Below are 25,435 nucleotides of genomic sequence, written 5' to 3'. Positions count from 1 at the left end.
CCAAGCTTTCCCGCCCATTTCAGCGCTTACATTATAAGAAAGAGGTGTCTTTAGAATGGTGCAATTCAGGAAACCTTTTGATGTGTCTCTACATGCAGGATGGCGGTCTCATTTTCGTGAGGATTCCATTACGCTACCAGAAATGGAGCAGCTCAAAGCAAGGATGCAAAATCTGATACAGCATGCAGGGGCTTCTCAAAGCGTTGAAGTGACAGATGCCAGGGTGACGGCCGAAGGAGAGATCACCTCACTGTTAAAGGAGCGGCTGGACAAGGAATATCATAAACTTCTCAGCAAAATCACCAGGGAAGTAAACGTCGAAGATTTTGGGGCTGTACCCGACGGCAGGGACAATACCGAAGCTTTTCAGAAAGCGATCGGCACAGGATGCGTTAAGGTAAACGTTCCGGCAGGCGTTTATCTTGTTCAGGGAATTAAGCTGCCGTCCTGGACGTATTTCGTCGGACAGGGAAAAGGCGTAACGGTCATTAAGCTTCACGAAAACGCCCCCGCCTATGAGTGGGTGATCACAAATGATGACTATGAAAATGGAAACCGCAATATTTTTGTCCAGGGCATGACATTAGACTGGAATCCGGACAGACAGGGCGGCGTGAGAAATCCGGGCGGGCAGTATTCAAGCTGTTTAACGTTTGCCAAAGTCGAATTCGGCTGGATCAAAGATATTGAAGCCGTCAATGCGGGGCTTCACGGCATTGATATTACATCGCCGACATATGACCACCTGCCTGATACCGACTGGACAAAAGACGGTTCCAAATATATTTGGGTCGATAATTGTGTGGCGTATGGCGCAGGGGATGACGGCATTACCACGCATTACAGCGAATACGTTTTTATTTCTAACTGCCATTCGGCAAATCCGCGCGGAACAGAGCATGCTGAAGGGATGTCCAACTCCAACGGGATAGAGATTGACGACGGATCCAAACACGTTTGGCTGTTAAACAACATAACAAGCGGGAATATCCGCGGGGTGGAAGTGAAGGCGCACGAGATGTGGCCGGCTTCGCAAAACGTTCATATCATCGGGCATATCTCCTACCGTGATGTCCGCGCGTTCGACCTTCGGCATATCGGCCATCACCAGGCTTCAGATCCGGAAAGCACCACAGCGTACGATGTCACGCTCACCGACTGTACGGCCGTCGAGCCTGTCTTCAACCCGCTTTACGACGGTGTGACGCCGAGGGCGCTCGTTGTTTCTGCATATAAGAATGTATATGTCAACGGATTTACGGCGATCGGCGATCCCGAGTATGACTATGGAGGCAATCCTGTGGTTGCTTTACAGTACCGCAGCCAAAACATCACGATCAACGGGATTAAAATCCGCGGGTTTAAAAAGGCCGGTGTTGATATTAATTTATCCGGCGGGGCCAATAAAACCGATTATGTCAAAATATCAAACTTCGATATTTATCATTCCGCTCCAAAAGGAATCTCGATCGGCGGCGGGCTTTATAACGTCAATATGATGAACGGAACGATGATAACAGACAGCGGAACGGTTGGAATCCAATCGCCAAACAGCCAAGCCGTGATCATCGGCGTGCAGGCGGCCGGATATGATGCGGCAGCTTCCATTAAAGGCCAAACGTATGAGCAGGTGCCTGTCAGCTTAAAGGGTGGGGCGCAAATTGCCACCACCTCAGGCTTTGCGTTTGGGGAATCGAGCGCCGTCATTGCCGGCACCGGCGATATTACGGCAAAAGGCGAAAGAAATGCTGTCATCGGTTCTTCAGGCGGTTCGAGTACAGAGGGCTCCCGCGCTTTCGTCGCTGCTTCAAACAACTCCCATATTAAAGGAAACAGCGTATCGAGATCGATTTTGTCTTCAGAAAGCATTACGCTAGAAGAGCCGTACACCGTGGCAGGCGGATACCAGACCATCAACTGGCTTTTGGACTCTCTGCACGGGAACGGCACATTTGCCGGCTCTGTAAGATCATCATTGCCCTGCGGATACGGAGAGTATTTTGAAAGTGAAAACGGGCAGCTGATCGATACGGGGACCATCGTAGCATTAAGAGGGGAAAAAATCGCGCCAGCTCAAGAAAGGGATGATATGCTGGGTGTTGTGTCGGAAACGGCTGCATTTATATCGGGAGAATCGAGCTTCACCTGGCAGAACCGCTATTTGACAAACGAATTCGGCGGATTGATATATGAGGAAAAAATGGATGAAGAAACAGGGGAGCTGATTCGCGTACCGAAACAGAATCCACATTTTCAAGAGGTTTTGGAAGAAAGTTATCTTTCACGGGCTGCAAGGAATGAATGGCATGTTGTCGGACTGTTGGGCCGGCATTACGTCCGGATAGACAGTACGGTTCGCCAAGGAGATTACGTCAAGGCGCTTAACGGGATCGGGACGAGAGCATCTGAAGGCTCCTGGAAGGTGATGAAAATAACTGCCCCATACAATCCTCAAAATGGATACGGCATCGCGCTTGCTATGATCAAATAGTAAATTGAGACAGGTTTCTAACTTTCACCAAGGAAGTGATAGTGATTGAACAGGAAAAAGCCGATGCCAAGCTGCCAAACATTTTTCGTGTGAATGAGCTTTTTGACAAGCGCGACAGAACGTTTATTTTAAGAAACGTAAAGAACGGACAAACCTTTGTCTACATCAAGAAAAGAGCCCAATGAAAGGCTGACGTCCGATCCGCTTTTTAAGCGGAAAATGCGCTGTTCGGATTTCAGACCGGGACCGTCAGAGATGAATACGATGTCAAGCGCCTGGACGGCGTGAAAAGGGAGTTTGATTCCTGGAATCGCGGTCATTTGCCCGGGGCGGGTATGCATGATTCGGTTTTACCAGGCGATGGCCGGGGTATCGGTGAGCAGCGCATGGAAGAATGGATCCGGAAATTGTCATACGGAAATAAGCGGCTGAATCGGTCAGTTTTGGCGTGCAGCACACTGAAGATTTCCGCGATCGTACAAGCGGATTTCACGGAAAAGCTGTACAAAGAATCGCTGCCGTTTGATAAGCCCGTTATGAAAACAGTAAAACGGATGATGATTCAGGAAGAAACGGACAGCTGTACCCTTTATGGAAAATCCGGCGCGAGATTGTCCCGCTCCGGATTAAGATGGTTTGCAGGCTTTATCACATCAGGTGACAGCACTTATGTATTCACTCTAAACATGAACGGCTCAGTAAGGGAATAAACAAGAATCCCCCTGGTCTATCGGCAAAGAGATTTGAATACCTTTAAAGAGTTTCCTTTGTACAACTTTTTTGTTGACAGCAAATATAGTTTTCGAGATAATGAATTTGTAAGCATATTATGAATTCCTCTTTTTCAGGTTCGTATCCCGCGGGACATGAACCTGATTTTTTTGTGAAGAAAAAGGCTGCCGGAAAACCGGCAGCCGAAACGAGATGCTTGCAGATTAATGAACGGTCCGAAACACGCCGATGACCTTTCCGAGAATGGTCACATTTTGGAGAATGATAGGCTCCATCGTCGGGTTTTCCGGCTGAAGGCGAATGTGGGTCGCTTCTTTAAAGAAACGCTTAACGGTCGCTTCATCGTCTTCGGTCATGGCAACGACGATATCCCCGTTGTTTGCCGTGTTTTGCTGCTTTACGATCACATAGTCTTTGTCCAATATTCCCGCGTCTATCATGCTTTCCCCCATAATCTCCAGCATGAAGACATGCTCGTCCGGCGGAGCCAGTCGATCCGGCAGCGGAAAGTACTCCTCGATGTTTTCGACGGCGGTAATCGGCGTTCCGGCCGTTACCTTTCCGATGACGGGAACGTTCACAACCTGGCTTTGCGGAATGTGTACCCCTTCTTCAGTGTCCAATATTTCGATGGCTCGCGGCTTTGTCGGGTCCCTTCTGATCAGCCCTTTTGACTCGAGCCGCGCCAAGTGGCCGTGTACGGTTGAACTTGATGCCAGGCCGACCGCTTCGCCGATTTCCCTGACGGAAGGCGGATAACCTTTGCGTTTCACTTCTTCTTTGATGAAACGCAAAATATCAAGTTGTCTTTTTGATAGCTTCGTCATGATTTGCACCTCAAAACGTCGATTTTAGCTAGATTATAGCATGTTTTTCCTTTGAGTACAAACATAGGTTCGAAAAAAGCGATTGACAGAAACATTTGTTCGTATGTATACTGAACAAAAAGCGAACAAACATTCTATCTTGAGGTGATCGTATTGAAAAGAGAATCATTGATTTTCGTCAGTCTATTTACCGCTGCGATTAGCACCTGTGTTCTGTTTTTGTCTTTTGCCGCTAAGCTCGAAGAAAGCAAGCAATATGTTAAAATAGAAGTTCAGCAAGGAGATTCGCTATGGAAGCTGGCCGACCGCATTGAAGGCGGAACAGCTGCTGACAAGCAGAAATTCGTCGAGTGGGTTGCGGATCGAAACGGTCTGCCGACGTCTGTCATCAAACCCGGCGATGTTTTAGTCGTGCCGGTAACGAAGCAGCATTCTGATCAGTATCAGCTGGCGGTTGTAGAATAGAAGGAACGGGGGGATTTCTGTGAATGCGATTATATACACCAGGGTGAGCACGGCGAAAGAAGAGCAGGAGACCTCCTTAAAGCGGCAGGAAGAAGAGCTTGCAAGGCTCGCCGCCGAACACGGCATGACCGTCGTAAAAGTCATTTCCGAACAAGCGAGCGGATACGAGCTGGATCGGGACGGCGTTTTTGAATTGCTCGAGGAGATTAAAACATCCGATGTCGACGCCGTTTTAATCCAGGACGACACGCGGCTGGGCAGAGGGCATGCAAAGATTGCGCTCCTTCACTTTTTGTATAAAGAAGGCGTTCAAGTATATACGCTTGCCCATAGAGGACAGCTTGAGCTTTCTGAAGCCGACTCAATGGTTTTGGAAATCGTCGGGATTGTGGAGGAATACCAGCGGAAAATACATAACCTGAAAATTAAAAGGGGCATGAAAAAAGCGGTCGAAAACGGCTACCGCCCGGAAAAGAACTTAAAAAACCGCGGCGGAGGAACCGGGAGGGAGCGGATTGAAGCGCCGCTTTCGGAAATCATCAGGCTGAGGGAAAACAAGCTGACATTTGCCGAAATAGCAGCCGTCCTGAGAGGTTTTGGATACAGCATTTCCAAAGCTACCGTCCACCGCCGCTATCAGGAATATATGGAGGACGGAGTAGCCGAATCTGTTGTCAAACGAGACTGAATTTAGTAGTATGAAGGTGAAACAAAACAAAGGAGTATATCATGATTTCTAAAGAGAAAATAGCCAGAATCAACGAGCTTGCCAAAAAATCAAAAACTGGCTCTTTAACAGACGAAGAAAAAGCCGAACAGCAAAAGCTGCGGCAAGAATATTTGAAGGGCGTCCGCGCATCTATGAAAAATACGTTGAAAAACGTGACGATTGTAGATCCTGAAGGCAACGATGTGACTCCCGAAAAGCTGAAAAAAGAAAAAGGGAACCGCAGGCTGCATTAATTTATGGGAATACGTCAATATCGTATTCCTTTTTTGTATATACTACAAATGACATTTGTTCACGATTTTTCATTCAGCTTTTGAGCTGAAATGGTTGTGAAAACCGATGTGTCGATTTATGATAAGAAAGTAGAGTACATACAGGAAGGGGATTAAAATGAAAACGATTGAATTAAAATCTGTGGCAACGATACGAACATTATCTATAGATGCCATTGAAAAAGCAAAATCCGGCCATCCGGGTATGCCGATGGGAGCTGCTCCGATGGCTTACACGCTTTGGACGAAAATGATGAATGTGAACCCTGAAAATCCAAACTGGTTCAACAGAGACCGCTTTGTGCTGTCTGCGGGACACGGTTCGATGCTTTTGTACAGCATGCTTCATTTAAGCGGCTATGACGTTTCAATGGAAGACTTGAAGAATTTCCGCCAATGGGACAGCAAAACGCCGGGGCATCCTGAATACGGACATACTCCCGGGGTTGATGCGACGACCGGTCCGCTCGGCCAAGGAATCGCAATGGCAGTCGGCATGGCGCTTGCAGAACGCCATCTTGCGGAAACTTACAATCGTGACAAATATCGTGTCGTTGACCATTATACATACAGTATTTGCGGTGACGGAGACTTAATGGAAGGAATCTCTTCAGAAGCAGCTTCCCTTGCAGGCCATCTGAACCTCGGCCGTTTAATCGTGCTGTACGATTCCAACGATATTTCCCTTGACGGAGATCTTGACCGCTCATTCTCCGAAAATGTGAAGCAGCGCTTTGAAGCGATGAACTGGGAAGTCCTTTATGTTGAGGATGGAAACAATATTGCCGAAATCACTGCAGCGGTTGAGAAAGCAAAGCAAAATGACAAACAGCCGACATTGATCGAAGTAAAAACGACGATCGGCTTCGGTTCTCCAAATCGGGCTGGAACGTCAGGCGTTCACGGTGCTCCGCTCGGCGCAGAAGAGGCTAAACTGACGAAAGAAGCATATGAGTGGACATATGAAGAAGATTTCCATGTTCCTTCCGAAGTGTACGAACACTTTAATGAAACGGTGAAAGAACCGGGCAAACGCAAAGAACAGGAATGGAACGAGCTGTTCGCCGAATATAAGAAAGCTTATCCTGAGCTTGCCGGGCAGCTTGAATTAGGTATTAACGGAGAACTTCCGGCAGATTGGGATCAAGATATTCCTGTCTATGAAAAAGGAAGCAGCCTTGCTTCCCGAGCTTCTTCAGGAGAAGTATTGAACGGAATCGCAAAAAGAGTGCCGTTTTTCTTCGGAGGATCTGCCGATTTGGCCGGTTCTAATAAAACAACGATCAAAAACGGCGGAGATTTTTCAGCGAAGGACTATGCCGGCAGAAACATTTGGTTCGGTGTCCGCGAATTTGCCATGGGCGCTGCTTTAAACGGAATGGCTCTCCATGGCGGTCTGCGGGTGTTTGCGGGTACATTCTTCGTCTTCTCAGACTACTTGAGACCGGCGATCCGTCTTGCCGCATTAATGGGGCTTCCGGTCACATACGTATTTACCCATGACAGCATCGCTGTGGGTGAAGACGGACCGACGCACGAACCGATTGAACAGCTTGCATCGCTTCGCGCCCTTCCTAACTTGTCTGTCATGAGACCTGCGGACGGTAACGAAACGGCCGCTGCATGGAAGCTTGCGCTGCAATCGAAAAGCCAGCCGACTGCGCTTGTCTTGACGCGTCAAAACCTGCCGACGATCGATCAGTCTGCTGAGGCGGCATATGAAGGCGTGGAAAAAGGAGCCTATGTCGTATCAAAATCTCAAAATGAAAAACCTGCGGCTATCCTGCTTGCGAGCGGATCAGAGGTCGGACTTGCGATCGACGCCCAAAGCGAACTTCGGAAAGAAGGCATTGATGTATCTGTCGTCAGCGTTCCGTCTTGGGACCGCTTTGACAAACAGTCAGACGAGTACAAAAACGCCGTTCTTCCTTCTGACGTGACGAAGCGCCTTGCCATTGAAATGGGCTCTCCGCTTGGATGGGAAAGATACACAGGCACTGAAGGGGACATTCTCGGAATCGACCGATTCGGCGCATCTGCCCCTGGCGAAACGATTATGAAGGAATACGGTTTTACGGCTGAAAACGTAGCAGACCGCGTGAAAAAACTGTTGCAGAAATAATGTAAGGTGATATAGAAAAGAGAATGATCAGTCCAATCATTCTCTTTTCTTTGTTTTCGACAAAATTAGTCCCTTCTCTTATCATCATCAGACAATTATTTCTCTCCCCCTTTTGTATAATAGAAGGCATATCATCAGAATCGTGATACAAGGGGGATGGGACAGGGATGGAACGCCATTATTACACGTATTTGATTGAAGAGGAGTTTGCGAGCCACTATTTCGGAAAGGAATCTGTCATGTTCAAACTTTTCTATGATTATCATTGGACAAGCCCTGAGGAAAAAAAGTCACAGCTTGCGGCTAAGCAAATCGAGTATATTACAAAGCCGATTCCGGTTTCCCATATTCACAAAAGGCTTAAAATGAACCTCAGCAGGGAGGACTATACACAGGTCGACTGCATATATCGGCTGCTCGTCCCTGAGGGAAGCGCTTCCTTTATCATGAAAGACCAATATATCGAAATTCTGGCAAACGGCAAATTCGATGCCGAAACCGTCTTTTTTGAAATATTGAGGAAAGTGAGCCCTTGCTTTCTCGCGATGGATTTTGGTATGGAACGATACGGGTGGCTCAACCCTGTAAAAGAAAGAAATTTTATTTAAAAGAAAGAATTTGGACTGTAAATGTTGTATAATAGCCTTTGGTTTAGTACACTTTATACGAGACAACATGAAGGAGGAAATTAAATGGATTTATGGGTTGTCATCCTGGTGGGCGTTTTGGCTTTGCTCGCAGGTGTTGCACTAGGATTTTTTATCGCTCGTAAATATATGATGAACTATTTGAAAAAAAATCCGCCAATTAATGAACAAATGTTACGCATGATGATGATGCAGATGGGCATGAAGCCGTCCCAAAAGAAAATTAATCAAATGATGAAAGCCATGGAAAATCAAACGAAATAATGCGAATGCGATTATGACATAGAAGAAACATGGTTATAAAATAAAAAACCCGCTTTTTTTGGGTTTTTTATTTTGATCTATAATTATTGTGTGCTGCCGCTCAGCGATAGTTTTTGGTATTCTAAAAGAAGGATATCAAGCTGCTGGCTGTGCTGAATGGTAATATTTGATGTCATGCCATTTGTCATGACAATTTGCAGCAACTCTTTTCTTTTTTCCTCAATTTCATAAAGCAGGTTTTCTTTCATCACAGGAATTTATCCTTTCTTCTGTATATCATCTTTTTCGATGCCTACTAAATGCTATTATATCCATATATAGGTTTCTTTTCAATTCAAAAGGCAGGAAGGGTAAATAGCCGAAAATCGATTATATAAAGAAATTCGGAAAGACTATATCTTTTTTGGTGATATGTTGGAAAATTGAAATGTAATTGTCATAGTAGATGTTTTTCTTGCATGATATTCCTGTAAATGGAAGGGAGAAAGAGAATGACAGATATTAATTATGTTCTGGCTTTCGGCGCAGGATTCCTATCTTTTATTTCGCCTTGCTGCCTGCCGCTGTATCCGGCATTTTTATCCTATATCACCGGCGTCAGCATGAGTGACATTCATTCGGACAGAATGATGCTGCAAAAAAGAAGCCTGCTGCACACGGTCTTTTTCCTGATCGGATTTTCGGTTATTTTTGTTGCCTTAGGCTACAGTACATCGCTTGTCGGCTCCTTTTTTAAGGATTACCACAATTTGATCAGGCAGCTTGGAGCCATATTGATCATTTTTTTCGGTTTTGTCACATTGGGCGTGTTTAAGCCTGAATTTTTAATGAAAGAGAGGCGGCTTCACTTTAAAAACAAGCCGGGCGGTTTGCTGGGCTCCGTCGGCATTGGGATGGCTTTTGCGGCCGGCTGGACGCCGTGTACGGGTCCGATATTAGCTGCCGTAATCGCGCTGGCCGGGACCAATCCGGTATCTGCGGTGCCGTATATGCTGCTGTATGCACTCGGATTCAGCCTGCCTTTTTTGCTTCTGTCCTTTTTTATCTCAAAAGTTAAATGGCTCAGGAAGCATCAGCTTCTGATCATGAAGATCGGAGGCGCTGCGATGATTTTGATCGGAATCCTCCTGTTTTTTGACTGGATGACGAAAATTATCATCGTATTATCGGAGCTGTTTGGCGATTTTAGAGGATTTTAGGATCTTTTTTAGAGGGTGGCCGTTTTTGTTATAATAAACTGGACTGTGATATTGGAGGGGAGTATGACAAGGGTTTTAATTGTTGATGATGCAAAATTCATGAGAGATAAAATAAGGGGAATTCTCGAGGCGGAAGATTTTCCTGTCGCAGGGGAAGCCGAAAATGGCGAGGAGGCTGTATTGCTGTATGAAGAGCTCAGACCGGACCTTGTCATCATGGATATTACGATGCCTGTGAAAAACGGAATCGAAGCGTTAAAGGAAATGATTCAAATCGAGCCGAAGGCAAAGGTGATTATGTGCACGGCCATGCGTCAGCAGCGGATCGTCGTAGAGGCGATTGAGGCCGGCGCAAAAGACTTTATCGTCAAGCCTTTTGAGGAAGCAAAAGTAATGGAAGCCATTCGGCTTGTGCTCGGGAAAGCGTAAACGAAGGTAACCCGCGGGAATGGTTTTTTTCTGCGTTTTGGAGTATAGTATACAGTAGAAAAATTTGCAAAAATATAAAGGGATGATACTTTATGATGATTGTAGTTTCATCTATGCTTGCCGTTGTGATGGCCGTCGTTGTCATGGCTGTCAGAATCAAGTCATCTGAAAAACCGGCTACGGCCAAAAAAATTATATTGCCGCCGATTTTTATGAGCACAGGCGCATTGATGTTTTTATTTCCGATGTTTCACGTTACAGGCGCAGAATTTTTGGAAGCCATTACTGTAGGGATGATTTTTTCGATTTTCTTGATTAAAACGTCAAAATTCGAAATCAGGGAAGATAAAATTTATTTGAAGCGTTCCAAAGCCTTTGTATTTATTTTGATCGGTCTTCTTTTGATCAGAATCGTCATGAAAAGCATTTTGAGCACATCAATCGACTACGGGGCTTTAAGCGGAATGTTTTGGATCCTTGCATTTGGGATGATCGTTCCGTGGCGGATCGCCATGTATTTATCCTTCAGAAAGCTTTCAAACCAACTGGAAGCGTCAAACAATATGCAGATCAATTAAAGCAAAACCTTTCCGTTTATCAGGAAAGGTTTTATTTTATTTAAAAAGCGCCTGGTACGGGGAGTGGTCAATATTTTTTTCCTTCAAGCGTTTGAGCAGAAACTTATGATCCCTTTTCGGGGTAGCCAGTATATAGCCTCTGACGATTAAGTCCTGGTCGATCGAACCGGCGTTTTCTTTTAAAGCCAGCTCGCCGATTTTTCCGGCGATTTTCGCTTTCGCTGTGTCGCGAAACAGCTCGGGAACCGGAGACACCAGCTCTTCAAGCAGCTCTTTTTCTTCCTGCTTCCACATGTGCCTCGTCTTCTCAATGTAGTAGTCCTGCCAGTCAAGCTCTGACTTTCCGTCCTCTTTTGGAAGACGTTTTAAAAATTTGCGAAACATAAAAAATCCGCCGATCGATAAAAGGACGATCATCGTGACGATCCACAGCAGCATCAGCCATAAAAACCAACCTTCCAGCATCTATCATCACTCCTTTATCTACAGACTATTGTACATGAACCCATTTTAGAAGAACATAGAAAAAATAATATAAATTGGCGGCATCCGTCTAATCAAAAGAGCCGCTAGAACATAGTCTATCGTATAGCAATTCTCTTTTTCGGCCATGGAGGATTGCTAGAGGATATTTGACGGGTGAACGGAAAAACCCCGGCAGGGCTAAGCGTCGCGAAGCATGCCGGGGTCCTTTTTATTCATGAAAAGGAATATGAAAAGAAACGGATGTTTCATCTTTGTTTGCTTGTTTGCTGATTTTAACGGTAAGGATTTGATTTTTGCATTCGGTTTCAATCTGCTTGTCATTCAGAAAAAAAGGAAGCATCATCGTTTTTTCGTACTCCTGTTCGTCTGATATGACGGCAAGTTTGAAATCATAACCGGAAAACGTGATGCGCAGGCTGCGGGGGGTGACGTTTGACAATTCTGTTTCAATAATATATTCGGTACTTGTCTCATACAGATCAATGGGAAGGGTTTCATCGTACAGGACAAAGGGGTCATCAAAAAACTGCTTCATCCATTCCTCTTCAAAATCAGAGGAATCGAACTGTTTTGCATTTGTCATTGAAGCATTCCTCCATACCTAGCCTTCATGATAAGGTATGCTTCACTTTGAATACTTGTGAAAAGGGAAACGCCTGCGCCGGCATAAGCCTGTCCGCAGGCGTTTGCGATTACATATCGTGATGCGAGTTGTGTTTTTGCCTTGTGTGGTTACGGTTTTTCACCTTTTTGCTTCCGTCCAAAGGTTCCGGCTGCTGGCCTGCTTGAGCTCCCTTCGGCGCGTTTTTGCGCATATCTTTGCCGTCGTTTTTATTCGTCAATATTCCCGACCTCCTGTTTTGGGTTTTATTGATTCGTTTTGCGCTTTTTATTGTTTTGGCGTTCGGCTTCGGTCAGGATGTGCTGGTCATCCTCAATGTAGCCGGCGCCGTTTCCTTGCCTTTTCGCATTGTTCATTCCGGGAATGACATGATTTGCTTTTCGCTTTGACAATGCTATCACCTCAGGCTGTAGTATATCCGCGTTTCCGCCTTTGTATAAAAAAATGTATTTCCAGTAAAATAAACTTTTTTACAAGTATAAGGCATTCTTATTGAATTTAATAAAAACATTGATATTTACTTATGTTTAAAATTGTTTTAAGATTAAATTGTGAGAAAATTGTGGTGAAATATGCCGATTTTTCTGGTATATGATCTTGATCTTTAAAGGGGGATTTTGGAGAAATGGCGAAACAGCAGCAAATCGCAAAAAAAGACGCTTTTCAGTCAAGAAAAACGTTTACTGTACACGGCAAAACGTACAGCTATTATTCTTTAAAAGCATTAGAGGATCAAGGAATTGGAAAAGTGTCGAAATTGCCTTATTCCATCAAGGTCCTGCTGGAATCTGTACTTCGTCAAGTCGACGGAAGAGTCATCACAAAGGAGCACGTTGAAAATTTAGCAAAATGGGGCACTGCTGAATTAAAAGACCTTGATGTTCCTTTTAAACCTTCCCGGGTTATTTTACAGGATTTCACCGGTGTTCCTGCCGTAGTAGACCTCGCTTCATTGCGCAAAGCAATGGCGCAAGTCGGCGGAGATCCGGACAAAATTAATCCGGAAATTCCGGTTGACCTTGTCATTGATCACTCCGTACAGGTTGACAAAGCGGGTACCGATGATGCGCTGACTGTCAACATGGATCTTGAATTTGAAAGAAATGCAGAACGTTATAAATTTTTAAGCTGGGCAAAAAAAGCGTTTAACAACTATCAAGCCGTTCCGCCTGCAACAGGTATCGTCCACCAGGTAAACCTTGAGTATTTGGCGAATGTCGTACATGCCGTCGAAGAAGACGGAGAAATCGTCACTTACCCTGATACGCTCGTCGGAACAGACTCTCATACGACGATGATCAACGGAATCGGCGTTCTCGGCTGGGGTGTCGGCGGAATTGAAGCCGAGGCAGGCATGCTTGGACAGCCTTCTTATTTCCCTGTGCCTGAAGTCATCGGAGCGAAACTCGTCGGCAAGCTTCCAAACGGCACGACGGCAACGGATCTTGCGTTGAAAGTGACGCAGGTTCTCCGCGAAAAAGGCGTTGTCGGCAAATTTGTCGAATTCTTCGGACCGGGTGTGGCTGAGCTGCCGCTTGCAGACCGAGCGACGATCGCCAACATGGCTCCAGAATACGGCGCAACATGCGGTTTCTTCCCGGTTGATGAAGAGGCGCTTGAATACATGAGATTAACCGGCCGCGATGAAGAGCATATTGCGGTAGTAAAAGAATATTGCCGACAAAACGGTCTGTTCTACACGCCTGATCAGGAAGATCCTGTATTTACAGATATCGTTGAAATCGACTTGTCAAAAGTTGAAGCAAACCTTTCAGGTCCGAAGCGTCCTCAGGATTTAATCCCGCTTTCCGACATGAAGGAAACGTTCCACAAGCATTTGGTCAGCCCTGCGGGCAACCAAGGTTTTGGTTTGGAAGCTTCTGAAGCGGACAAAGAAATCAAGTTTGCGCTTGGAAACGGCGAAGAAGCCGTTATGAAAACGGGTGCAATCGCGATTGCGGCAATCACGAGCTGTACAAATACGTCAAACCCGTACGTATTGATCGGAGCGGGACTCGTTGCCAAAAAAGCGGTGGAACTCGGCTTAACAGTACCTAACTATGTGAAGACATCCCTTGCACCGGGTTCTAAAGTCGTTACAGGCTATTTGGTCAATTCAGGACTTCTTCCTTATTTGCGCGAGCTTGGATTCAACATCGTCGGATACGGCTGTACAACATGTATCGGAAACTCCGGACCGCTTGCGCCGGAAATCGAAAAAGCGGTAGCAGAGAACGATCTCTTGATTACGTCCGTTCTTTCCGGAAACCGTAACTTTGAAGGACGGATTCACCCGCTTGTCAAAGGAAACTATCTCGCGTCTCCGCCGCTTGTCGTCGCATATGCGCTGGCTGGAACCGTTGACATCGATTTGAAAAATGAGCCGATCGGGGTCGGCAAAGACGGACGGAAGGTCTACTTCAACGACATTTGGCCGACGATGGACGAAATTAATACGGTCGTCAAACAAACCGTTACACCTGAGTTGTTCAGAAAAGAATATGAGCGCGTCTTCGATGACAATGAACGCTGGAATGCGATCGAAACAACGGATGAAGCTCTTTACAAATGGGACGAAGAATCGACTTACATTCAAAACCCGCCGTTCTTTGAAAATATGTCAGTTGAGCCGGGAATTGTTGAGCCGCTCAAAGGCTTGCGCGTTGTCGGCAAATTCGGAGACTCCGTCACAACAGACCATATTTCTCCTGCGGGAGCAATCGGAAAAGATACGCCGGCCGGCAAATATCTGCAGGAAAAAGGCGTTTCACCTAGAGATTTCAACTCATATGGTTCACGCCGGGGCAACCATGAAGTCATGATGAGAGGTACATTCGCCAACATCAGAATCAAAAACCAGATTGCTCCGGGAACAGAAGGCGGATATACAACATATTGGCCTACAGGTGAAGTCATGTCCATTTATGATGCATGCATGAAGTATAAAGAAAGCGGCACAGGTCTCGTCGTCATCGCCGGAAAAGATTACGGAATGGGATCTTCACGCGACTGGGCGGCAAAAGGAACGAACCTTCTCGGCATTAAAACGGTCATCGCCGAGAGCTTTGAAAGAATCCACAGAAGCAACCTCGTTCTCATGGGCGTTCTTCCGCTTCAATTCAAAGAGGGAGAAAACGCGGAGACACTCGGTTTGACAGGAAAAGAAACGATTGAAGTGGATGTGAATGAAACAGTGCGTCCGCGCGATCTTGTTCCGGTAAAAGCGACAAGCGAAGACGGAACGGTGAAATCGTTTGAAGCCGTCGTACGCTTTGACAGCGAAGTCGAAATTGACTATTACCGCCACGGCGGAATCCTGCAAATGGTTCTCCGTAATAAAATGAAACAGTAGTCTGTGTGTCAGGAAGAGAGAGCGATTGCTTTCTCTTCTTTTTTCAGGTGCACATGCCTTAATTCTTGGAGGATATCGATGATTAAAAAATCGCTGGCAATCACCTTCCTTCTTCTGTTGGCCGGTTTTGCGGTTTGGAATTTTGCAATGCACAAGGAAGCTGAAATCGGGATTGAAAAGGGAGAAAAAGCGCCGGATTTTACGCTTCCCTCTTTAAAAGGCGGAGAGGATGTCTCGTTATCCGACTTTAAAGGAAAAAAAGTGCTGCTCAATTTTTGGGCGACGTGGTGCAAGCCTTGCAGAACTGAGATGCCCGATATGCAGCAGCTTCAAAATGAGCATCGGGATATAACCGTACTGGCCGTTAATTTCACTTCTTCGGAGAAAAACCGCAAGACGGTTGAAGCGTTTGCCGACAGCCTTGCGTTAACATACCCGATCGTTCTTGATCAAGAAGGAATCAATGCAAAATACGGGATTTTTTCCTATCCGACGACATTTATTATAAATGAAAGCGGTATCATAGAAGACATCGTCCTAGGAACGATAACAAAAAAAGAAATGGAAGAAAAGCTGGGATTATAAAAATCCCGGCTTTTTGCTTATATTGCAAAAAAAATGGCGAAAATGAAAATCATCTGGAGGTGATTCAAAATGAAAAAGACACATCGGCGCACATTTGAAGAACTTGTCTCAGAAAACAAAAAAGAGCTTTTGACCAACCAGGAATTTCTCGACCGGCTTGAAGACAAGCTTGAAGAGAAGTTCAGGTTGAAGTGACTTTTTAAAATTTAGGTTCATGTTTGCACCTCTTTTTGAGAATCCTAATGCTTAAAAGGAGGGATAGACATGCCGAGAGAGCATGACAAACAGGCGAAATTTGCCCCGAGCCACCTTGGGACAAAGCCGGTTGAACATAAGCGCAATAAAGGTAAGAAGATGCACGATAAATCAGGTGAAACACCGATTATCATGCAGACAAAAGGCGAATAACTGCTAAAAAGGAGGCAATACGAATGATGGAAAACGGGCAGAAGCACAACCCCGATGACAGAAGCGACAACGTTGAAAAGCTTCAGGATATGGTTCAGAATACGATCGAAAACATCGAGGAATCAGAAGAGCAGCTGTCCTTTGCAAGCGGTGAAGAACAGCAGCAGATCCGCGAAAAAAATGAACGCCGAAATGAAAGCATTGAGGCGATGCGCAGCGAAATTCAAGATGAAGCCGATGCTAGGGAAAAAGGATATGATCAATAAACCAGGGCAACCTGGTTTTTTGCATGCGGCGGATCGGAAAAGCCGCCATTCGTGTTTTTACCGGCTGCTTATGCTAAAATGGGATTACATTTTTTGATAAGGGAGTAGAGAATTTTGTACGTCTCAAAAAAAGAAATCGAAGTTCGGTACGCCGAAACAGACCAAATGGGGGTCGTCTACCACGCGAATTATCTTGTTTGGATGGAGGTTGGGCGGACGGCATTGATTAAAGACCTCGGCTTTTCCTATGCTGAAATGGAAAAAGACAACGTCTTGTCGCCTGTCGTCGATGTCAACGTTCGATACATAAAGCCGCTTCGCTATGGAGAAACCGCGACCGTACATACATGGATTGAAGAATACAACGGTTTTAAAACGGTTTACGGCTATGAGATTTTAAACCCGGAAGGAGAAACGGCCGTAAAAGGGACAAGCTCGCACATTTGCGTTGACCGCGACAGTTTTAAGCCGCTTCAGTTCCGGAAGCTTTATCCGGAGTGGCATCAGGCATACGAAGAGGCCAAAAAGTAAATGGCCTTCGGAATCAAGAGACAGGAGCTGAATGAATGGAAGCGTGCGGTCCAAAACGGCGAGATAGCGTTTTTAACTCACTACTGGATCGATGACAGGTTTCAGGATTCCCGCACTGTGACAAAAGCTGGCTGCCAAAACATCGAAAAGCTTGCCGCATGGGGAGAGCAGTACGGTCTCAAAAAAGAATGGATCGATCAAAGAAGCGGATTTCCCCACTTTGATTTAATCGGCCAAAAGCAAATCGAGATTTTAACAAAAGAAAAGCAGTTCAGCCATATCAAACGTTTCCGGCTCGAAGAACGATGATGAACCTGAACAAAAAAAGAACGCTTCATAGAGCGTTCTCAGGCTGTCGAGAAAATCGACAGCCTTTTTCATTTTTCCCTTAAATTATCCATTTCACCATTTTATAATAAAGAAAAGCCTTCTAAAAGGACGGTGTCTGTTCATGTTCTACACAAGGAATTCTTCCCAGAACGAAGCTGAATTTGTATTGCTTGATCAGCTTGTTGAAGAGGATCACCTGCTTCGTAAAATTGACAAGTACATCGATTTCTCTTTTATCATTGAAAAGGTTAAACCTTACTACAGCGAAAATAAAGGCCGCCCCTCACTTGATCCGTTGATTTTATTCAAAATGATGTTTATCGGATACCTTTACGGTATCCGTTCAGAAAGACAGCTCGAAAAAGAAATTTACTATAATATGGCTTACCGATGGTTTTTAGGGTTAAACATCAACGATCCAGTTCCTCACCATTCAACCATCAGTTGGAATAGACGTACACGCTTTAAAGATACGACCATTTTTCAAGACATTTTCGATGAGATCGTTCTTCAGGCCATTAATCATGATATGGTAGGAGGCCGTGTCCTTTTCACAGATTCAACTCACCTCAAAGCCAATGCCAATAAGCATAAATATACGCGAAAAACGATTGAGCAGGATACACAAAACTATATAAAGGACTTGGATAAAGCCGTCCAAGAAGATCGGGAAGCACGCGGAAAAAAGCCTTTAAAAGCCAAAGAGGAGGTGAAAACTAAAAAGGAAATTCGTCATAGTACAACTGATCCCGAAAGCGGCTATCTTTACCGTGAAAACAAACCTGAAGGTTTTTTCTATTTAGATCACCGAACAACGGATATGAAATTCAATATCATCACCGATGCCTATGTAACGCCCGGTAATGTCCATGATTCTGCGCCTTATCTCGATCGATTAGACCACCAAATCGCACGATTTGGTTTTCAAGTTGAAGCCGTCGCTCTTGATTCTGGCTATCTGACAACTCCAATCTGTAAAGGACTGTCCGACCGTCGAATTTTTGGCGTTATTGCTCATAGACGCTTTCATCCTACAAAAGGTTTGTTTCCGAAGTGGAAGTTTCATTATGACCGTGAAAAAAATCAGTACATTTGTCCGAACGGACAAACACTCTTATACTCAACAACAGATCGAAAAGGCAACAGATTTTATAAGTCCAACCCTGAAAAGTGTGTCTCATGCCCTCTGCTTGAAAACTGTACAAGATCGAAAAACCACCAGAAGGTCGTCTCAAGACACATATGGGAGGACCATAAAGAAAAGGTCAGGCAAAATCGTTTGTCCGACTCCGGAAAAATCCTCTACAAAAAAAGAAAAGAAAAAATAGAGCGGAGCTTTGCAGATTCAAAACAGCTGCATGGGCTTCGCTACTGCCGGTTGAGGGGAAAACAAAATGTGAGCGAACAAGTTCTCCTCACCGCCGCTTGCCAGAATATGAAGAAGATTGCCACACACTTAGCCAAGCTTGGCTAAGTGTGTGGGAGGGCTTTTTCCTTTTATAAAGATTAAAAAATGAACAAGAAATTTTATGAAATAAAAAAGCTTGTAGGAAAAAACATGTTTTTCTCTACAAGCTGAGAACGCTTCATAGAGCGTTCTTTTTTACTGATATTCAAACACCGGTTCTTCAGCGGACGCGTTATAGGTCACACGCAAATCATGGTTGTCAAAGTACCAAATATCGCTTTCCTCAATGAAAAACGTAATGCCGTCCGCTTCGGCGCTTGCTCCGATTTGCTGCGGCTCATCTTTCGATACCCCGAGGGAAAATCCTTTTTGAACGTTGCTGCATCCGCCGTAACGGACGAAGAAGCGGACTTGGTCTCCTTTTTTCAGGTCAAGCTCGTCCTTGTACCACTTAAGCGCCTCTTCATTAATGTGCAGTTTCACGAGAAAAGCACTCCTTTTTTATGGATTGTTATATCTAGTATATAATAATTTGGATTGTTCATAAACATATCATGTTCTGTCAGCGGTTTTTGCCTGACATCCATTTGATTTTCGGCTCGGTTTTGTTAAAAATTCTCTTGATGTTCGTTCTGTGTCTGTAAATGACAAATACCGTAAGAACGACGACGACCGCCACCAAAAAAAGATCCTTTGTGAACAGGCTGTATATCGTCGTATACAGGCCGGTTAAAATAGAAGACAGCGATACGTACTTGGTAATGAACAAAAACAGAAAGAACACCGCGACCATTGTGAGAAACAGGATAGGCTCATAGCACAGCATCACGCCTCCTGAGGTAGCGACCGCTTTTCCCCCTTTAAATTTTGCGAAAACGGGGAACATGTGCCCGATGACGGCTGCTACGCCGGCCAGCAAAGGATGGACATCGACGTGCAGGACGGCGGGCAAAAAAGCGGCAAGCGTTCCTTTTAAGATATCGGCAGCGATGACGATCGAACCCGCTTTGACTCCAAGCGTACGAAAAGCGTTGGTGGCTCCGAGGTTTCCGCTGCCGTGTTCTCTGATATCGATTCCTTTGGCAGCTTTACCCACAATCAAGCCGGATGGAATGCTGCCGAGTAAATAGGCTAAAATCAATAATAAAGCAATTAACATTTCATTTCTCCTTTTTTGATGATCCCTACTCTTTATTTTAACACGAGAGGCACCCTTCATGGCGGCTTTTGTTAAATAGCACCGTATATATCATACAGGATAATGCGCTTTAATCCTATTAAAACTTTGTATATCCTGTATGTTTTCATGTAAACTGAATATAAAAGGAGCTGATGCGGAATGGAAAATCCAACGAAACAGGAGATCAAAAACATTCTTGAGAACAGCAGACGAATTGCGGTCGTCGGCCTTTCGGCCAATCCGGAGAGAACCTCCTATATGGTATCAAAAGCGATGCAGGATGCAGGGTATGAAATCATCCCGGTTAATCCGACCATCGACGAAGTGCTCGGGGTGAAAGCTGTTGCTTCGCTAAAGGATATCGAGGGGCACGTCGATATCGTGAATGTGTTCAGAAGATCCGAGCATCTTCCGGAAGTAGCCAAGGAGTTTTTGGAAATTGACGCTGACGTGTTTTGGGCGCAGCAGGGACTTGTCAATGAAGAAGCGTATCAGTTGCTCAATGAAAAGGGCTATACAGTTGTGATGGATTTGTGCATAAAAGTAGCCCATGCATTGACCAAATCGGCTTAAAAAAGACAAAAATCCTTGTCATTTCAAGGATTTTTGTCTTTTTTATTCAAGAATATGTTTGCGATTTGTTGTGAAACAGATACAATAAGTCTTGGACAGTTTTTTTAAGAACGATTTTCCAATCGCACCTGCGCCGCCTTGTGCTGCATCAGGAGATTCGTGTAAAATAACGGTTGTGCCAACAGCCGCATTATTTTTGACATTTTTCTGACAACACTTGAAGCGATGCGGGGAAATCAGCCGGATATCGCTTTGATTTATATATTAGAGTGTGTATTATTCTTTATAAGCAATGTTTGATGTTTGAAAGGGGTTTATGCATTTGGTTAAAAAACAGCAGGTTGACTATAATGATGATTCCATTCAGGTGCTCGAAGGCCTTGAAGCGGTCAGAAAGCGCCCCGGCATGTACATCGGTTCAACGGACAGCCGCGGCCTGCACCACCTCGTATACGAAATCGTCGACAACTCCGTCGATGAAGTCCTTGCAGGGTACGGGGATCACATTATAGTAAAAATACATAAAGACAACAGCATTTCGGTGCAGGACAGAGGCCGGGGAATGCCGACAGGAATGCATAAGCTCGGCAAACCGACTCCTGAAGTCATTTTGACCGTGCTTCACGCTGGAGGAAAATTCGGCCAAGGCGGCTATAAAACGAGCGGCGGCCTTCACGGCGTCGGAGCATCTGTCGTAAACGCCCTGTCCGAATGGCTGACCGTAACGATCGAACGGGACGGCAATATATACAGGCAGCGCTTCGAAAACGGCGGGAAACCGGCGACATCCCTTGAAAAAATCGGAACGACGAAAAAAACCGGCACTCTGACTCATTTCAAGCCGGATCCGAAGATGTTCAGCACGACAACGTATAACTTTGAAACGCTTGCGGAACGGCTGAGAGAATCCGCCTTTTTATTAAAAGGCTTAAAAATTGAATTGATCGATGAACGCCACCAAGTACACGAAACGTTTCTTTACGAAAATGGGATTGAAGCTTTTGTCGCATATTTAAATGAAGAAAAAGACACATTGTCTGAAGTGGTGTCGTTTGAAGGAGAGCATAACGGAATCGAAGTCGATTTCGCATTTCAATTCAATGACGGCTATTCTGAAAACATTCTTTCGTTTGTCAACAATGTCCGGACGAAAGACGGGGGAACCCATGAATCCGGCGCCAAGACGGCGATGACGCGGGCGTTCAACGAATATGCGAGAAAGGTGGCCCTTTTAAAAGAAAAGGACAAAAACCTAGAAGGCGCAGATATCCGGGAAGGGCTTGCGGCAATTGTGTCTGCCCGCATACCTGAAGAGCTTCTGCAGTTTGAAGGCCAGACAAAAGGAAAGCTCGGGACAAGCGAGGCGAGGTCTGCGGTGGATGCCATCGTCTCTGAACAGCTCGCATATTTTCTGGAGGAAAACAGAGATACGGCGACTTTGCTCGTCAAAAAAGCCATCAAAGCGGCACAGGCGAGGGAAGCCGCACGCAAAGCAAGGGAAGAGGCCAGAAGCGGAAAAAAAAGAAAGAAATCCGAAGCGACGCTCTCAGGCAAATTGACGCCGGCTCAGTCGAGAAATCCGGCCAAAAACGAATTGTACCTTGTAGAGGGGGATTCTGCGGGCGGCTCCGCCAAGCAGGGAAGGGACCGGAAATTCCAGGCCGTCCTGCCGCTTCGCGGAAAAGTCATCAACACAGAAAAAGCAAAGCTTGCCGACATCTTTAAAAATGAAGAGATCAATACGATTATTCATGCGATCGGCGGAGGCGTCGGCGCCGATTTTGACATCGAGGATATCAACTATGATAAAGTCATCATCATGACGGACGCCGACACAGACGGCGCCCATATCCAAGTGTTGCTGCTGACCTTCTTCTACCGCTATATGAAGCCTCTGATCGAGCACGGAAAAGTGTTTATTGCGCTTCCTCCGCTTTATAAAGTCAGCAAAGGCTCAGGCAGAAAAGAGATCATTGAATACGCTTGGTCTGACGAAGAAATGGACGATGTCCTGAAAAAGGTCGGAAAAGGATATACGATCCAGCGCTATAAAGGTCTCGGCGAAATGAACGCTGATCAGCTGTGGGAAACGACGATGAACCCGGAATCGCGGACGCTCGTCAGGGTGAAAATCGATGACGCTGCCCGCGTAGAACGGCGCGTGACGACACTAATGGGCGACAAAGTTGAACCGAGAAGAAAATGGATTGAAAAAAATGTCGCTTTCGGACTTGATGAAGACAGCAACATTCTGGAAAATGAGAACTTATCGGTCGCTGAGGAGGTTTAAATAGATGGCACAGCCAGAAGTATTTCATGATTTACCATTGGAAGATGTGATCGGCGACCGTTTTGGCCGATACAGTAAATACATCATTCAAGACCGGGCCCTGCCCGATGCGCGTGACGGACTGAAACCGGTGCAGAGGCGGATTTTGTATGCCATGCATGCCGAAGGAAACACACACGATAAAAATTTCCGCAAAGCAGCCAAAACGGTCGGTAATGTCATCGGGAACTACCATCCGCACGGAGACAGCTCCGTCTATGAAGCGATGGTCAGGATGAGCCAGGACTGGAAGGTCCGCAATGTGTTGATTGAAATGCACGGTAACAACGGAAGCATCGACGGAGACCCTCCGGCTGCGATGCGGTATACGGAAGCACGGCTCGCGCCGATCGCGGCGGAGCTATTGCGCGATATCGACAAGGATACGGTCGAATTCGTCCCAAACTTTGATGATACGAGCAAGGAGCCTGTCGTCCTTCCGGCGATGTTCCCGAATCTTCTCGTGAACGGATCGACCGGTATTTCAGCCGGCTATGCGACAGACATTCCGCCGCATCACCTCGGAGAAGTCATTGATGCCGTTATTAAGCGGATCGATTCACCGAACTGCAGTGTTGACGACCTTATGGAGTTCGTAAAAGGCCCCGATTTTCCGACAGGCGGAATCATCCAGGGAAAAGAGGGCATCAAAAAAGCTTATGAAACCGGAAAAGGAAAAATCATTATCAGGGGAAAAGCCGAGATTGAAACGATCAGAGGCGGACGCCAGCAAATCGTGATTACCGAAATTCCGTTTGAAGTCAATAAAGCAAACTTAGTGAAAAAAATGGATGAATTCAGGATTGATCGGAAGGTAGAAGGGATTTCAGAAGTCCGCGACGAGACGGACCGAACAGGCCTCAGAATCGTCATCGAGCTGAAAAAAGAAGCGGATGCGAAGGGCATCTTAAATTTCTTATACAAAAACACCGATTTGCAAGTCCCGTATAACTTCAACATGGTGGCCATTCATAACAGAAGGCCGATGCTGATGAATCTGACCTCGATTCTTGATGCCTACATCGGGCATCAAAAAGAAGTCATCACCAATCGTTCGCAGTATGAGCTCAAGAAAGCGAAGGAAAGGCATCATATTGTCGAAGGACTGATGAAAGCTCTGTCCATCCTGGATGAAGTCATTTCAACGATCCGCTCATCAAACGATAAGCGGGATGCCAAAAACAACCTGATCGACAAATTCGCTTTTACGGAGCCGCAGGCTGAAGCGATCGTTTCATTGCAGCTCTACAGATTAACGAATACAGATATCACGGCTTTACAGGAAGAGGCAAAAGAGCTTGACCAAAAAATAAAAGAGCTTGAAGCGATTCTCTCCAATGACAAAAAGCTGATGAAGGTCATCAAGGACAATCTGAAAAAGCTGAAAAAAGCCTATGCAGGCGAAAGACGGTCAGTGATCGAAGAAAAAATCGAAGAGATTAAAATTAATCTTGAAGTCATGGTAGCGGCGGAAGATGTGTATGTGACGGTGACGAAGGACGGCTATATCAAACGAACAAGCCAGAGATCGTTCGCCGCTTCAAACGGCCAGGATTTCGGCATGAAGGATACGGACCGCCTGCTCTGTCTATTGGAAATGAACACGACAGACGTGCTGCTGCTGTTTACGAACAAAGGAAGCTATGTCTACTGTCCTGTCCACCAGCTACCGGACATCAGATGGAAGGACTTGGGCCAGCACATTACGAATATCATTTCAATTGACAATGATGAATCCATCGTAAAAGCGATACCTGTCAAGGAATTTACAGACTCGGAATACCTCCTGTTTTTCACGAAAAACGGGATGGTGAAAAAAACCCCGCTTCTTCAATATAAAGCGCAGCGCTATTCTAAGGCACTGGTCGCCTTGAATCTAAAAGGCGATGACGAAGTGGTGGATGTCCATGTCACAGATGGCACGAAAGACGTGTTCATCGCTACCCGCACGGGCTACGGCCTATGGTTTACAGAGGAAGAAATCAGCGTGGTCGGCGCCAGGGCGGCCGGCGTGAAAGGCGTGAACTTAAAGGACGGCGATTTTGTCGCCTCAGGACAGATTTTAGAGGAAACAGATGTCCTTGTCCTTGTAACGCAGCGCGGCTCTGTCAAGCGAATGAATCGCACCGAATTTGAAAAAACCTCACGAGCCAAACGCGGCGTTCTCATGCTGAGAGAGCTGAAGAAAAAGCCTCACCGCATCGCCGGGCTGCTCACATGCTCATATCATGACCAGATCATGATTCAGACTGAAAAGGGTGCCACAGAGGAGAGGCTTGTCAAAGAAATCAAGCTGCATGACCGGTACAGCAACGGATCATTTATCATAGATGAAGATGAGGCCGGGGAAGTAACGGATGTATGGATTAGCAAACATGAACAGGAGTGAAATCGACCTGCACCCCAATTGCAGTTCAATATCTAGGGGTATCACCTATCAAGCCAACACCAGTGAATACTTAGAATAGAGCCATTTCTGCAAGAACGTTATGCTACCTGCCTGTGACACAAGTAGACAACACCCATTTTCTGATTCGAAATTAAATAGTGATGAGCACATTAAAGTTCTCTCTCTTAATTGATAAAGAGTAAAAACAACCCAGTCCATG

31 protein-coding genes are annotated in these 25,435 nt (G+C 45.6%); 23 read left to right on the top strand and 8 right to left on the bottom strand.

Translation table 11 applies throughout. The annotated features are described in order from the left end of the window. Positions 1–55: 55 nt before the first annotated feature. Genes MHB78_RS13080 through MHB78_RS13070 form a run of 3 tightly spaced genes read left to right on the top strand, consistent with a single transcriptional unit; the run spans position 56 to position 3,201 of the window. Positions 56–2,491, top strand: a complete 2,436-nt coding sequence (locus tag MHB78_RS13080) for a peptidase G2 autoproteolytic cleavage domain-containing protein (protein ID WP_046132805.1) — start codon at positions 56–58, stop codon at positions 2,489–2,491. Positions 2,492–2,532: 41 nt separating this feature from the next. Then, positions 2,533–2,676 (top strand): hypothetical protein, encoded by a 144-nt coding sequence (locus MHB78_RS13075; protein ID WP_157759336.1) that lies wholly within the window; start codon positions 2,533–2,535, stop codon positions 2,674–2,676. A gap of 39 nt (positions 2,677–2,715) precedes the next feature. Then, on the top strand, positions 2,716–3,201 hold the full coding sequence (locus MHB78_RS13070; protein WP_330217801.1) for a penicillin-binding transpeptidase domain-containing protein: 486 nt from the start codon (positions 2,716–2,718) through the stop codon (positions 3,199–3,201). Between the two features lie 225 nt (positions 3,202–3,426). On the opposite strand, the gene lexA is transcribed toward MHB78_RS13070, so the two are convergent. Continuing rightward, the gene (lexA, locus tag MHB78_RS13065) at positions 3,427–4,050 is read right to left on the bottom strand and encodes a transcriptional repressor LexA (protein WP_046132806.1); all 624 of its coding nucleotides are present in this window, start codon (positions 4,048–4,050) and stop codon (positions 3,427–3,429) included. Between the two features lie 153 nt (positions 4,051–4,203). Here lexA and yneA point away from each other — a divergent pair, with 153 nt between their 5' ends. From yneA to MHB78_RS13035, 6 genes are all read left to right on the top strand, one after another. Next, a complete protein-coding gene (gene yneA / locus MHB78_RS13060) occupies positions 4,204–4,515 on the top strand; it encodes a cell division suppressor protein YneA (protein ID WP_046132807.1) in 312 nt (103 codons plus the stop codon). Between the two features lie 19 nt (positions 4,516–4,534). Continuing rightward, on the top strand, positions 4,535–5,203 hold the full coding sequence (locus tag MHB78_RS13055; RefSeq protein ID WP_046132808.1) for a recombinase family protein: 669 nt from the start codon (positions 4,535–4,537) through the stop codon (positions 5,201–5,203). 41 nt (positions 5,204–5,244) lie between these two features. After that, on the top strand, positions 5,245–5,478 hold the full coding sequence (locus MHB78_RS13050; protein ID WP_046132809.1) for a DUF896 domain-containing protein: 234 nt from the start codon (positions 5,245–5,247) through the stop codon (positions 5,476–5,478). A gap of 157 nt (positions 5,479–5,635) precedes the next feature. Beyond that, positions 5,636–7,639 (top strand): transketolase, encoded by a 2,004-nt coding sequence (tkt, locus tag MHB78_RS13045; protein WP_046132810.1) that lies wholly within the window; start codon positions 5,636–5,638, stop codon positions 7,637–7,639. A 167-nt stretch (positions 7,640–7,806) separates the two neighbouring features. Then, positions 7,807–8,247 carry a sporulation inhibitor of replication protein SirA gene (gene sirA / locus MHB78_RS13040; protein WP_046132811.1) on the top strand — a complete coding sequence of 147 codons (441 nt, stop codon included), beginning with the start codon at positions 7,807–7,809 and terminating at the stop codon, positions 8,245–8,247. A gap of 84 nt (positions 8,248–8,331) precedes the next feature. After that, entirely contained in the window at positions 8,332–8,550 is a 219-nt protein-coding gene (locus tag MHB78_RS13035) for a YneF family protein (RefSeq protein WP_003182236.1), read from the top strand. A gap of 83 nt (positions 8,551–8,633) precedes the next feature. On the opposite strand, the gene MHB78_RS13030 is transcribed toward MHB78_RS13035, so the two are convergent. Next, positions 8,634–8,798, bottom strand: a complete 165-nt coding sequence (locus tag MHB78_RS13030) for an aspartyl-phosphate phosphatase Spo0E family protein (RefSeq protein ID WP_046132812.1) — start codon at positions 8,796–8,798, stop codon at positions 8,634–8,636. A 243-nt stretch (positions 8,799–9,041) separates the two neighbouring features. Between MHB78_RS13030 and MHB78_RS13025 the strand changes: the two genes are divergently transcribed. The 3 genes from MHB78_RS13025 to MHB78_RS13015 all read left to right on the top strand — a co-directional run bounded on the left by MHB78_RS13025 (position 9,042) and on the right by MHB78_RS13015 (position 10,756). Next, positions 9,042–9,749 (top strand): cytochrome c biogenesis protein CcdA, encoded by a 708-nt coding sequence (locus MHB78_RS13025; protein ID WP_046132813.1) that lies wholly within the window; start codon positions 9,042–9,044, stop codon positions 9,747–9,749. A 63-nt stretch (positions 9,750–9,812) separates the two neighbouring features. After that, positions 9,813–10,178, top strand: a complete 366-nt coding sequence (locus MHB78_RS13020) for a response regulator (protein WP_046132814.1) — start codon at positions 9,813–9,815, stop codon at positions 10,176–10,178. Between the two features lie 92 nt (positions 10,179–10,270). Next, entirely contained in the window at positions 10,271–10,756 is a 486-nt protein-coding gene (locus tag MHB78_RS13015; RefSeq protein ID WP_046132815.1) for a CcdC protein domain-containing protein, read from the top strand. 36 nt (positions 10,757–10,792) lie between these two features. On the opposite strand, the gene MHB78_RS13010 is transcribed toward MHB78_RS13015, so the two are convergent. The 4 genes from MHB78_RS13010 to sspO all read right to left on the bottom strand — a co-directional run bounded on the left by MHB78_RS13010 (position 10,793) and on the right by sspO (position 12,256). Next, positions 10,793–11,221: a DUF2621 family protein gene (locus MHB78_RS13010; RefSeq protein WP_046132816.1), complete on the bottom strand. Its 429-nt coding sequence runs from the start codon at positions 11,219–11,221 to the stop codon at positions 10,793–10,795. Between the two features lie 229 nt (positions 11,222–11,450). Beyond that, entirely contained in the window at positions 11,451–11,825 is a 375-nt protein-coding gene (locus MHB78_RS13005; protein WP_046132817.1) for an Hsp20/alpha crystallin family protein, read from the bottom strand. 109 nt (positions 11,826–11,934) lie between these two features. Beyond that, complete coding sequence (locus tag MHB78_RS13000; RefSeq protein ID WP_065894538.1) at positions 11,935–12,084, bottom strand: small acid-soluble spore protein P; 150 nt, start codon at positions 12,082–12,084, stop codon at positions 11,935–11,937. A gap of 25 nt (positions 12,085–12,109) precedes the next feature. Further along, positions 12,110–12,256 carry a small acid-soluble spore protein O gene (gene sspO, locus MHB78_RS12995; RefSeq protein WP_046132818.1) on the bottom strand — a complete coding sequence of 49 codons (147 nt, stop codon included), beginning with the start codon at positions 12,254–12,256 and terminating at the stop codon, positions 12,110–12,112. Positions 12,257–12,489: 233 nt separating this feature from the next. On the opposite strand from sspO, the gene acnA reads away from it, so the two are divergent. The 8 genes from acnA to MHB78_RS12955 all read left to right on the top strand — a co-directional run bounded on the left by acnA (position 12,490) and on the right by MHB78_RS12955 (position 18,810). Next, positions 12,490–15,216, top strand: a complete 2,727-nt coding sequence (acnA, locus tag MHB78_RS12990; protein ID WP_046132819.1) for an aconitate hydratase AcnA — start codon at positions 12,490–12,492, stop codon at positions 15,214–15,216. A gap of 78 nt (positions 15,217–15,294) precedes the next feature. After that, the gene (locus MHB78_RS12985; RefSeq protein WP_046132820.1) at positions 15,295–15,801 is read left to right on the top strand and encodes a redoxin domain-containing protein; all 507 of its coding nucleotides are present in this window, start codon (positions 15,295–15,297) and stop codon (positions 15,799–15,801) included. A 69-nt stretch (positions 15,802–15,870) separates the two neighbouring features. Continuing rightward, a complete protein-coding gene (locus MHB78_RS12980) occupies positions 15,871–15,996 on the top strand; it encodes an FbpB family small basic protein (RefSeq protein WP_065894540.1) in 126 nt (41 codons plus the stop codon). Positions 15,997–16,065: 69 nt separating this feature from the next. Then, positions 16,066–16,209, top strand: a complete 144-nt coding sequence (locus MHB78_RS12975; RefSeq protein WP_046132821.1) for an acid-soluble spore protein N — start codon at positions 16,066–16,068, stop codon at positions 16,207–16,209. A gap of 23 nt (positions 16,210–16,232) precedes the next feature. Then, entirely contained in the window at positions 16,233–16,475 is a 243-nt protein-coding gene (gene tlp, locus MHB78_RS12970; protein ID WP_046132822.1) for a small acid-soluble spore protein Tlp, read from the top strand. A gap of 114 nt (positions 16,476–16,589) precedes the next feature. Beyond that, positions 16,590–17,006, top strand: a complete 417-nt coding sequence (locus MHB78_RS12965; RefSeq protein WP_046132823.1) for a thioesterase family protein — start codon at positions 16,590–16,592, stop codon at positions 17,004–17,006. Then, positions 17,007–17,315: a hypothetical protein gene (locus MHB78_RS12960; RefSeq protein WP_046132824.1), complete on the top strand. Its 309-nt coding sequence runs from the start codon at positions 17,007–17,009 to the stop codon at positions 17,313–17,315. A 142-nt stretch (positions 17,316–17,457) separates the two neighbouring features. Further along, entirely contained in the window at positions 17,458–18,810 is a 1,353-nt protein-coding gene (locus tag MHB78_RS12955; protein WP_046131917.1) for an IS1182 family transposase, read from the top strand. Positions 18,811–18,939: 129 nt separating this feature from the next. On the opposite strand, the gene MHB78_RS12950 is transcribed toward MHB78_RS12955, so the two are convergent. Then, positions 18,940–19,227 carry a HesB/YadR/YfhF family protein gene (locus MHB78_RS12950; protein WP_046132348.1) on the bottom strand — a complete coding sequence of 96 codons (288 nt, stop codon included), beginning with the start codon at positions 19,225–19,227 and terminating at the stop codon, positions 18,940–18,942. A 79-nt stretch (positions 19,228–19,306) separates the two neighbouring features. Further along, positions 19,307–19,903 carry a glycerol-3-phosphate 1-O-acyltransferase PlsY gene (gene plsY, locus MHB78_RS12945; protein ID WP_046132349.1) on the bottom strand — a complete coding sequence of 199 codons (597 nt, stop codon included), beginning with the start codon at positions 19,901–19,903 and terminating at the stop codon, positions 19,307–19,309. A gap of 180 nt (positions 19,904–20,083) precedes the next feature. Between plsY and MHB78_RS12940 the strand changes: the two genes are divergently transcribed. From MHB78_RS12940 to parC, 3 genes are all read left to right on the top strand, one after another. After that, positions 20,084–20,497: a CoA-binding protein gene (locus tag MHB78_RS12940; RefSeq protein WP_046132350.1), complete on the top strand. Its 414-nt coding sequence runs from the start codon at positions 20,084–20,086 to the stop codon at positions 20,495–20,497. A gap of 322 nt (positions 20,498–20,819) precedes the next feature. Continuing rightward, a complete protein-coding gene (gene parE / locus MHB78_RS12935; protein WP_046132351.1) occupies positions 20,820–22,787 on the top strand; it encodes a DNA topoisomerase IV subunit B in 1,968 nt (655 codons plus the stop codon). Positions 22,788–22,791: 4 nt separating this feature from the next. After that, positions 22,792–25,215, top strand: a complete 2,424-nt coding sequence (parC, locus tag MHB78_RS12930; protein ID WP_046132352.1) for a DNA topoisomerase IV subunit A — start codon at positions 22,792–22,794, stop codon at positions 25,213–25,215. Positions 25,216–25,435: the final 220 nt, after the last annotated feature.

The organism is Bacillus sp. FSL K6-0138 (genome assembly GCF_037982765.1).
Lineage (GTDB): Bacteria > Bacillota > Bacilli > Bacillales > Bacillaceae > Bacillus > Bacillus glycinifermentans.
The sequence above is the reverse complement of the archived record's forward strand: the minus strand, read 5'-3'. Positions and strand labels throughout refer to the sequence as shown.

Excerpts from the sequence above, each read along its gene's own strand:
- MHB78_RS13080 (WP_046132805.1), top strand. The coding sequence starts at position 56 with ATGGTGCAATTCAGGAAACCTTTTGATGTGTCTCTACATGCAGGATGG.
- lexA (WP_046132806.1), bottom strand. The coding sequence starts at position 4,050 with ATGACGAAGCTATCAAAAAGACAACTTGATATTTTGCGTTTCATCAAA.
- MHB78_RS13050 (WP_046132809.1), top strand. The coding sequence starts at position 5,245 with ATGATTTCTAAAGAGAAAATAGCCAGAATCAACGAGCTTGCCAAAAAA.
- tkt (WP_046132810.1), top strand. The coding sequence starts at position 5,636 with ATGAAAACGATTGAATTAAAATCTGTGGCAACGATACGAACATTATCT.
- sirA (WP_046132811.1), top strand. The coding sequence starts at position 7,807 with ATGGAACGCCATTATTACACGTATTTGATTGAAGAGGAGTTTGCGAGC.
- MHB78_RS13035 (WP_003182236.1), top strand. The coding sequence starts at position 8,332 with ATGGATTTATGGGTTGTCATCCTGGTGGGCGTTTTGGCTTTGCTCGCA.
- MHB78_RS13030 (WP_046132812.1), bottom strand. The coding sequence starts at position 8,798 with ATGAAAGAAAACCTGCTTTATGAAATTGAGGAAAAAAGAAAAGAGTTG.
- MHB78_RS13025 (WP_046132813.1), top strand. The coding sequence starts at position 9,042 with ATGACAGATATTAATTATGTTCTGGCTTTCGGCGCAGGATTCCTATCT.
- MHB78_RS13020 (WP_046132814.1), top strand. The coding sequence starts at position 9,813 with ATGACAAGGGTTTTAATTGTTGATGATGCAAAATTCATGAGAGATAAA.
- MHB78_RS13015 (WP_046132815.1), top strand. The coding sequence starts at position 10,271 with ATGATGATTGTAGTTTCATCTATGCTTGCCGTTGTGATGGCCGTCGTT.
- MHB78_RS13010 (WP_046132816.1), bottom strand. The coding sequence starts at position 11,221 with ATGCTGGAAGGTTGGTTTTTATGGCTGATGCTGCTGTGGATCGTCACG.
- MHB78_RS13005 (WP_046132817.1), bottom strand. The coding sequence starts at position 11,825 with ATGACAAATGCAAAACAGTTCGATTCCTCTGATTTTGAAGAGGAATGG.
- acnA (WP_046132819.1), top strand. The coding sequence starts at position 12,490 with ATGGCGAAACAGCAGCAAATCGCAAAAAAAGACGCTTTTCAGTCAAGA.
- MHB78_RS12985 (WP_046132820.1), top strand. The coding sequence starts at position 15,295 with ATGATTAAAAAATCGCTGGCAATCACCTTCCTTCTTCTGTTGGCCGGT.
- MHB78_RS12980 (WP_065894540.1), top strand. The coding sequence starts at position 15,871 with ATGAAAAAGACACATCGGCGCACATTTGAAGAACTTGTCTCAGAAAAC.
- MHB78_RS12975 (WP_046132821.1), top strand. The coding sequence starts at position 16,066 with ATGCCGAGAGAGCATGACAAACAGGCGAAATTTGCCCCGAGCCACCTT.
- tlp (WP_046132822.1), top strand. The coding sequence starts at position 16,233 with ATGATGGAAAACGGGCAGAAGCACAACCCCGATGACAGAAGCGACAAC.
- MHB78_RS12960 (WP_046132824.1), top strand. The coding sequence starts at position 17,007 with ATGGCCTTCGGAATCAAGAGACAGGAGCTGAATGAATGGAAGCGTGCG.
- MHB78_RS12955 (WP_046131917.1), top strand. The coding sequence starts at position 17,458 with ATGTTCTACACAAGGAATTCTTCCCAGAACGAAGCTGAATTTGTATTG.
- plsY (WP_046132349.1), bottom strand. The coding sequence starts at position 19,903 with ATGTTAATTGCTTTATTATTGATTTTAGCCTATTTACTCGGCAGCATT.
- MHB78_RS12940 (WP_046132350.1), top strand. The coding sequence starts at position 20,084 with ATGGAAAATCCAACGAAACAGGAGATCAAAAACATTCTTGAGAACAGC.
- parC (WP_046132352.1), top strand. The coding sequence starts at position 22,792 with ATGGCACAGCCAGAAGTATTTCATGATTTACCATTGGAAGATGTGATC.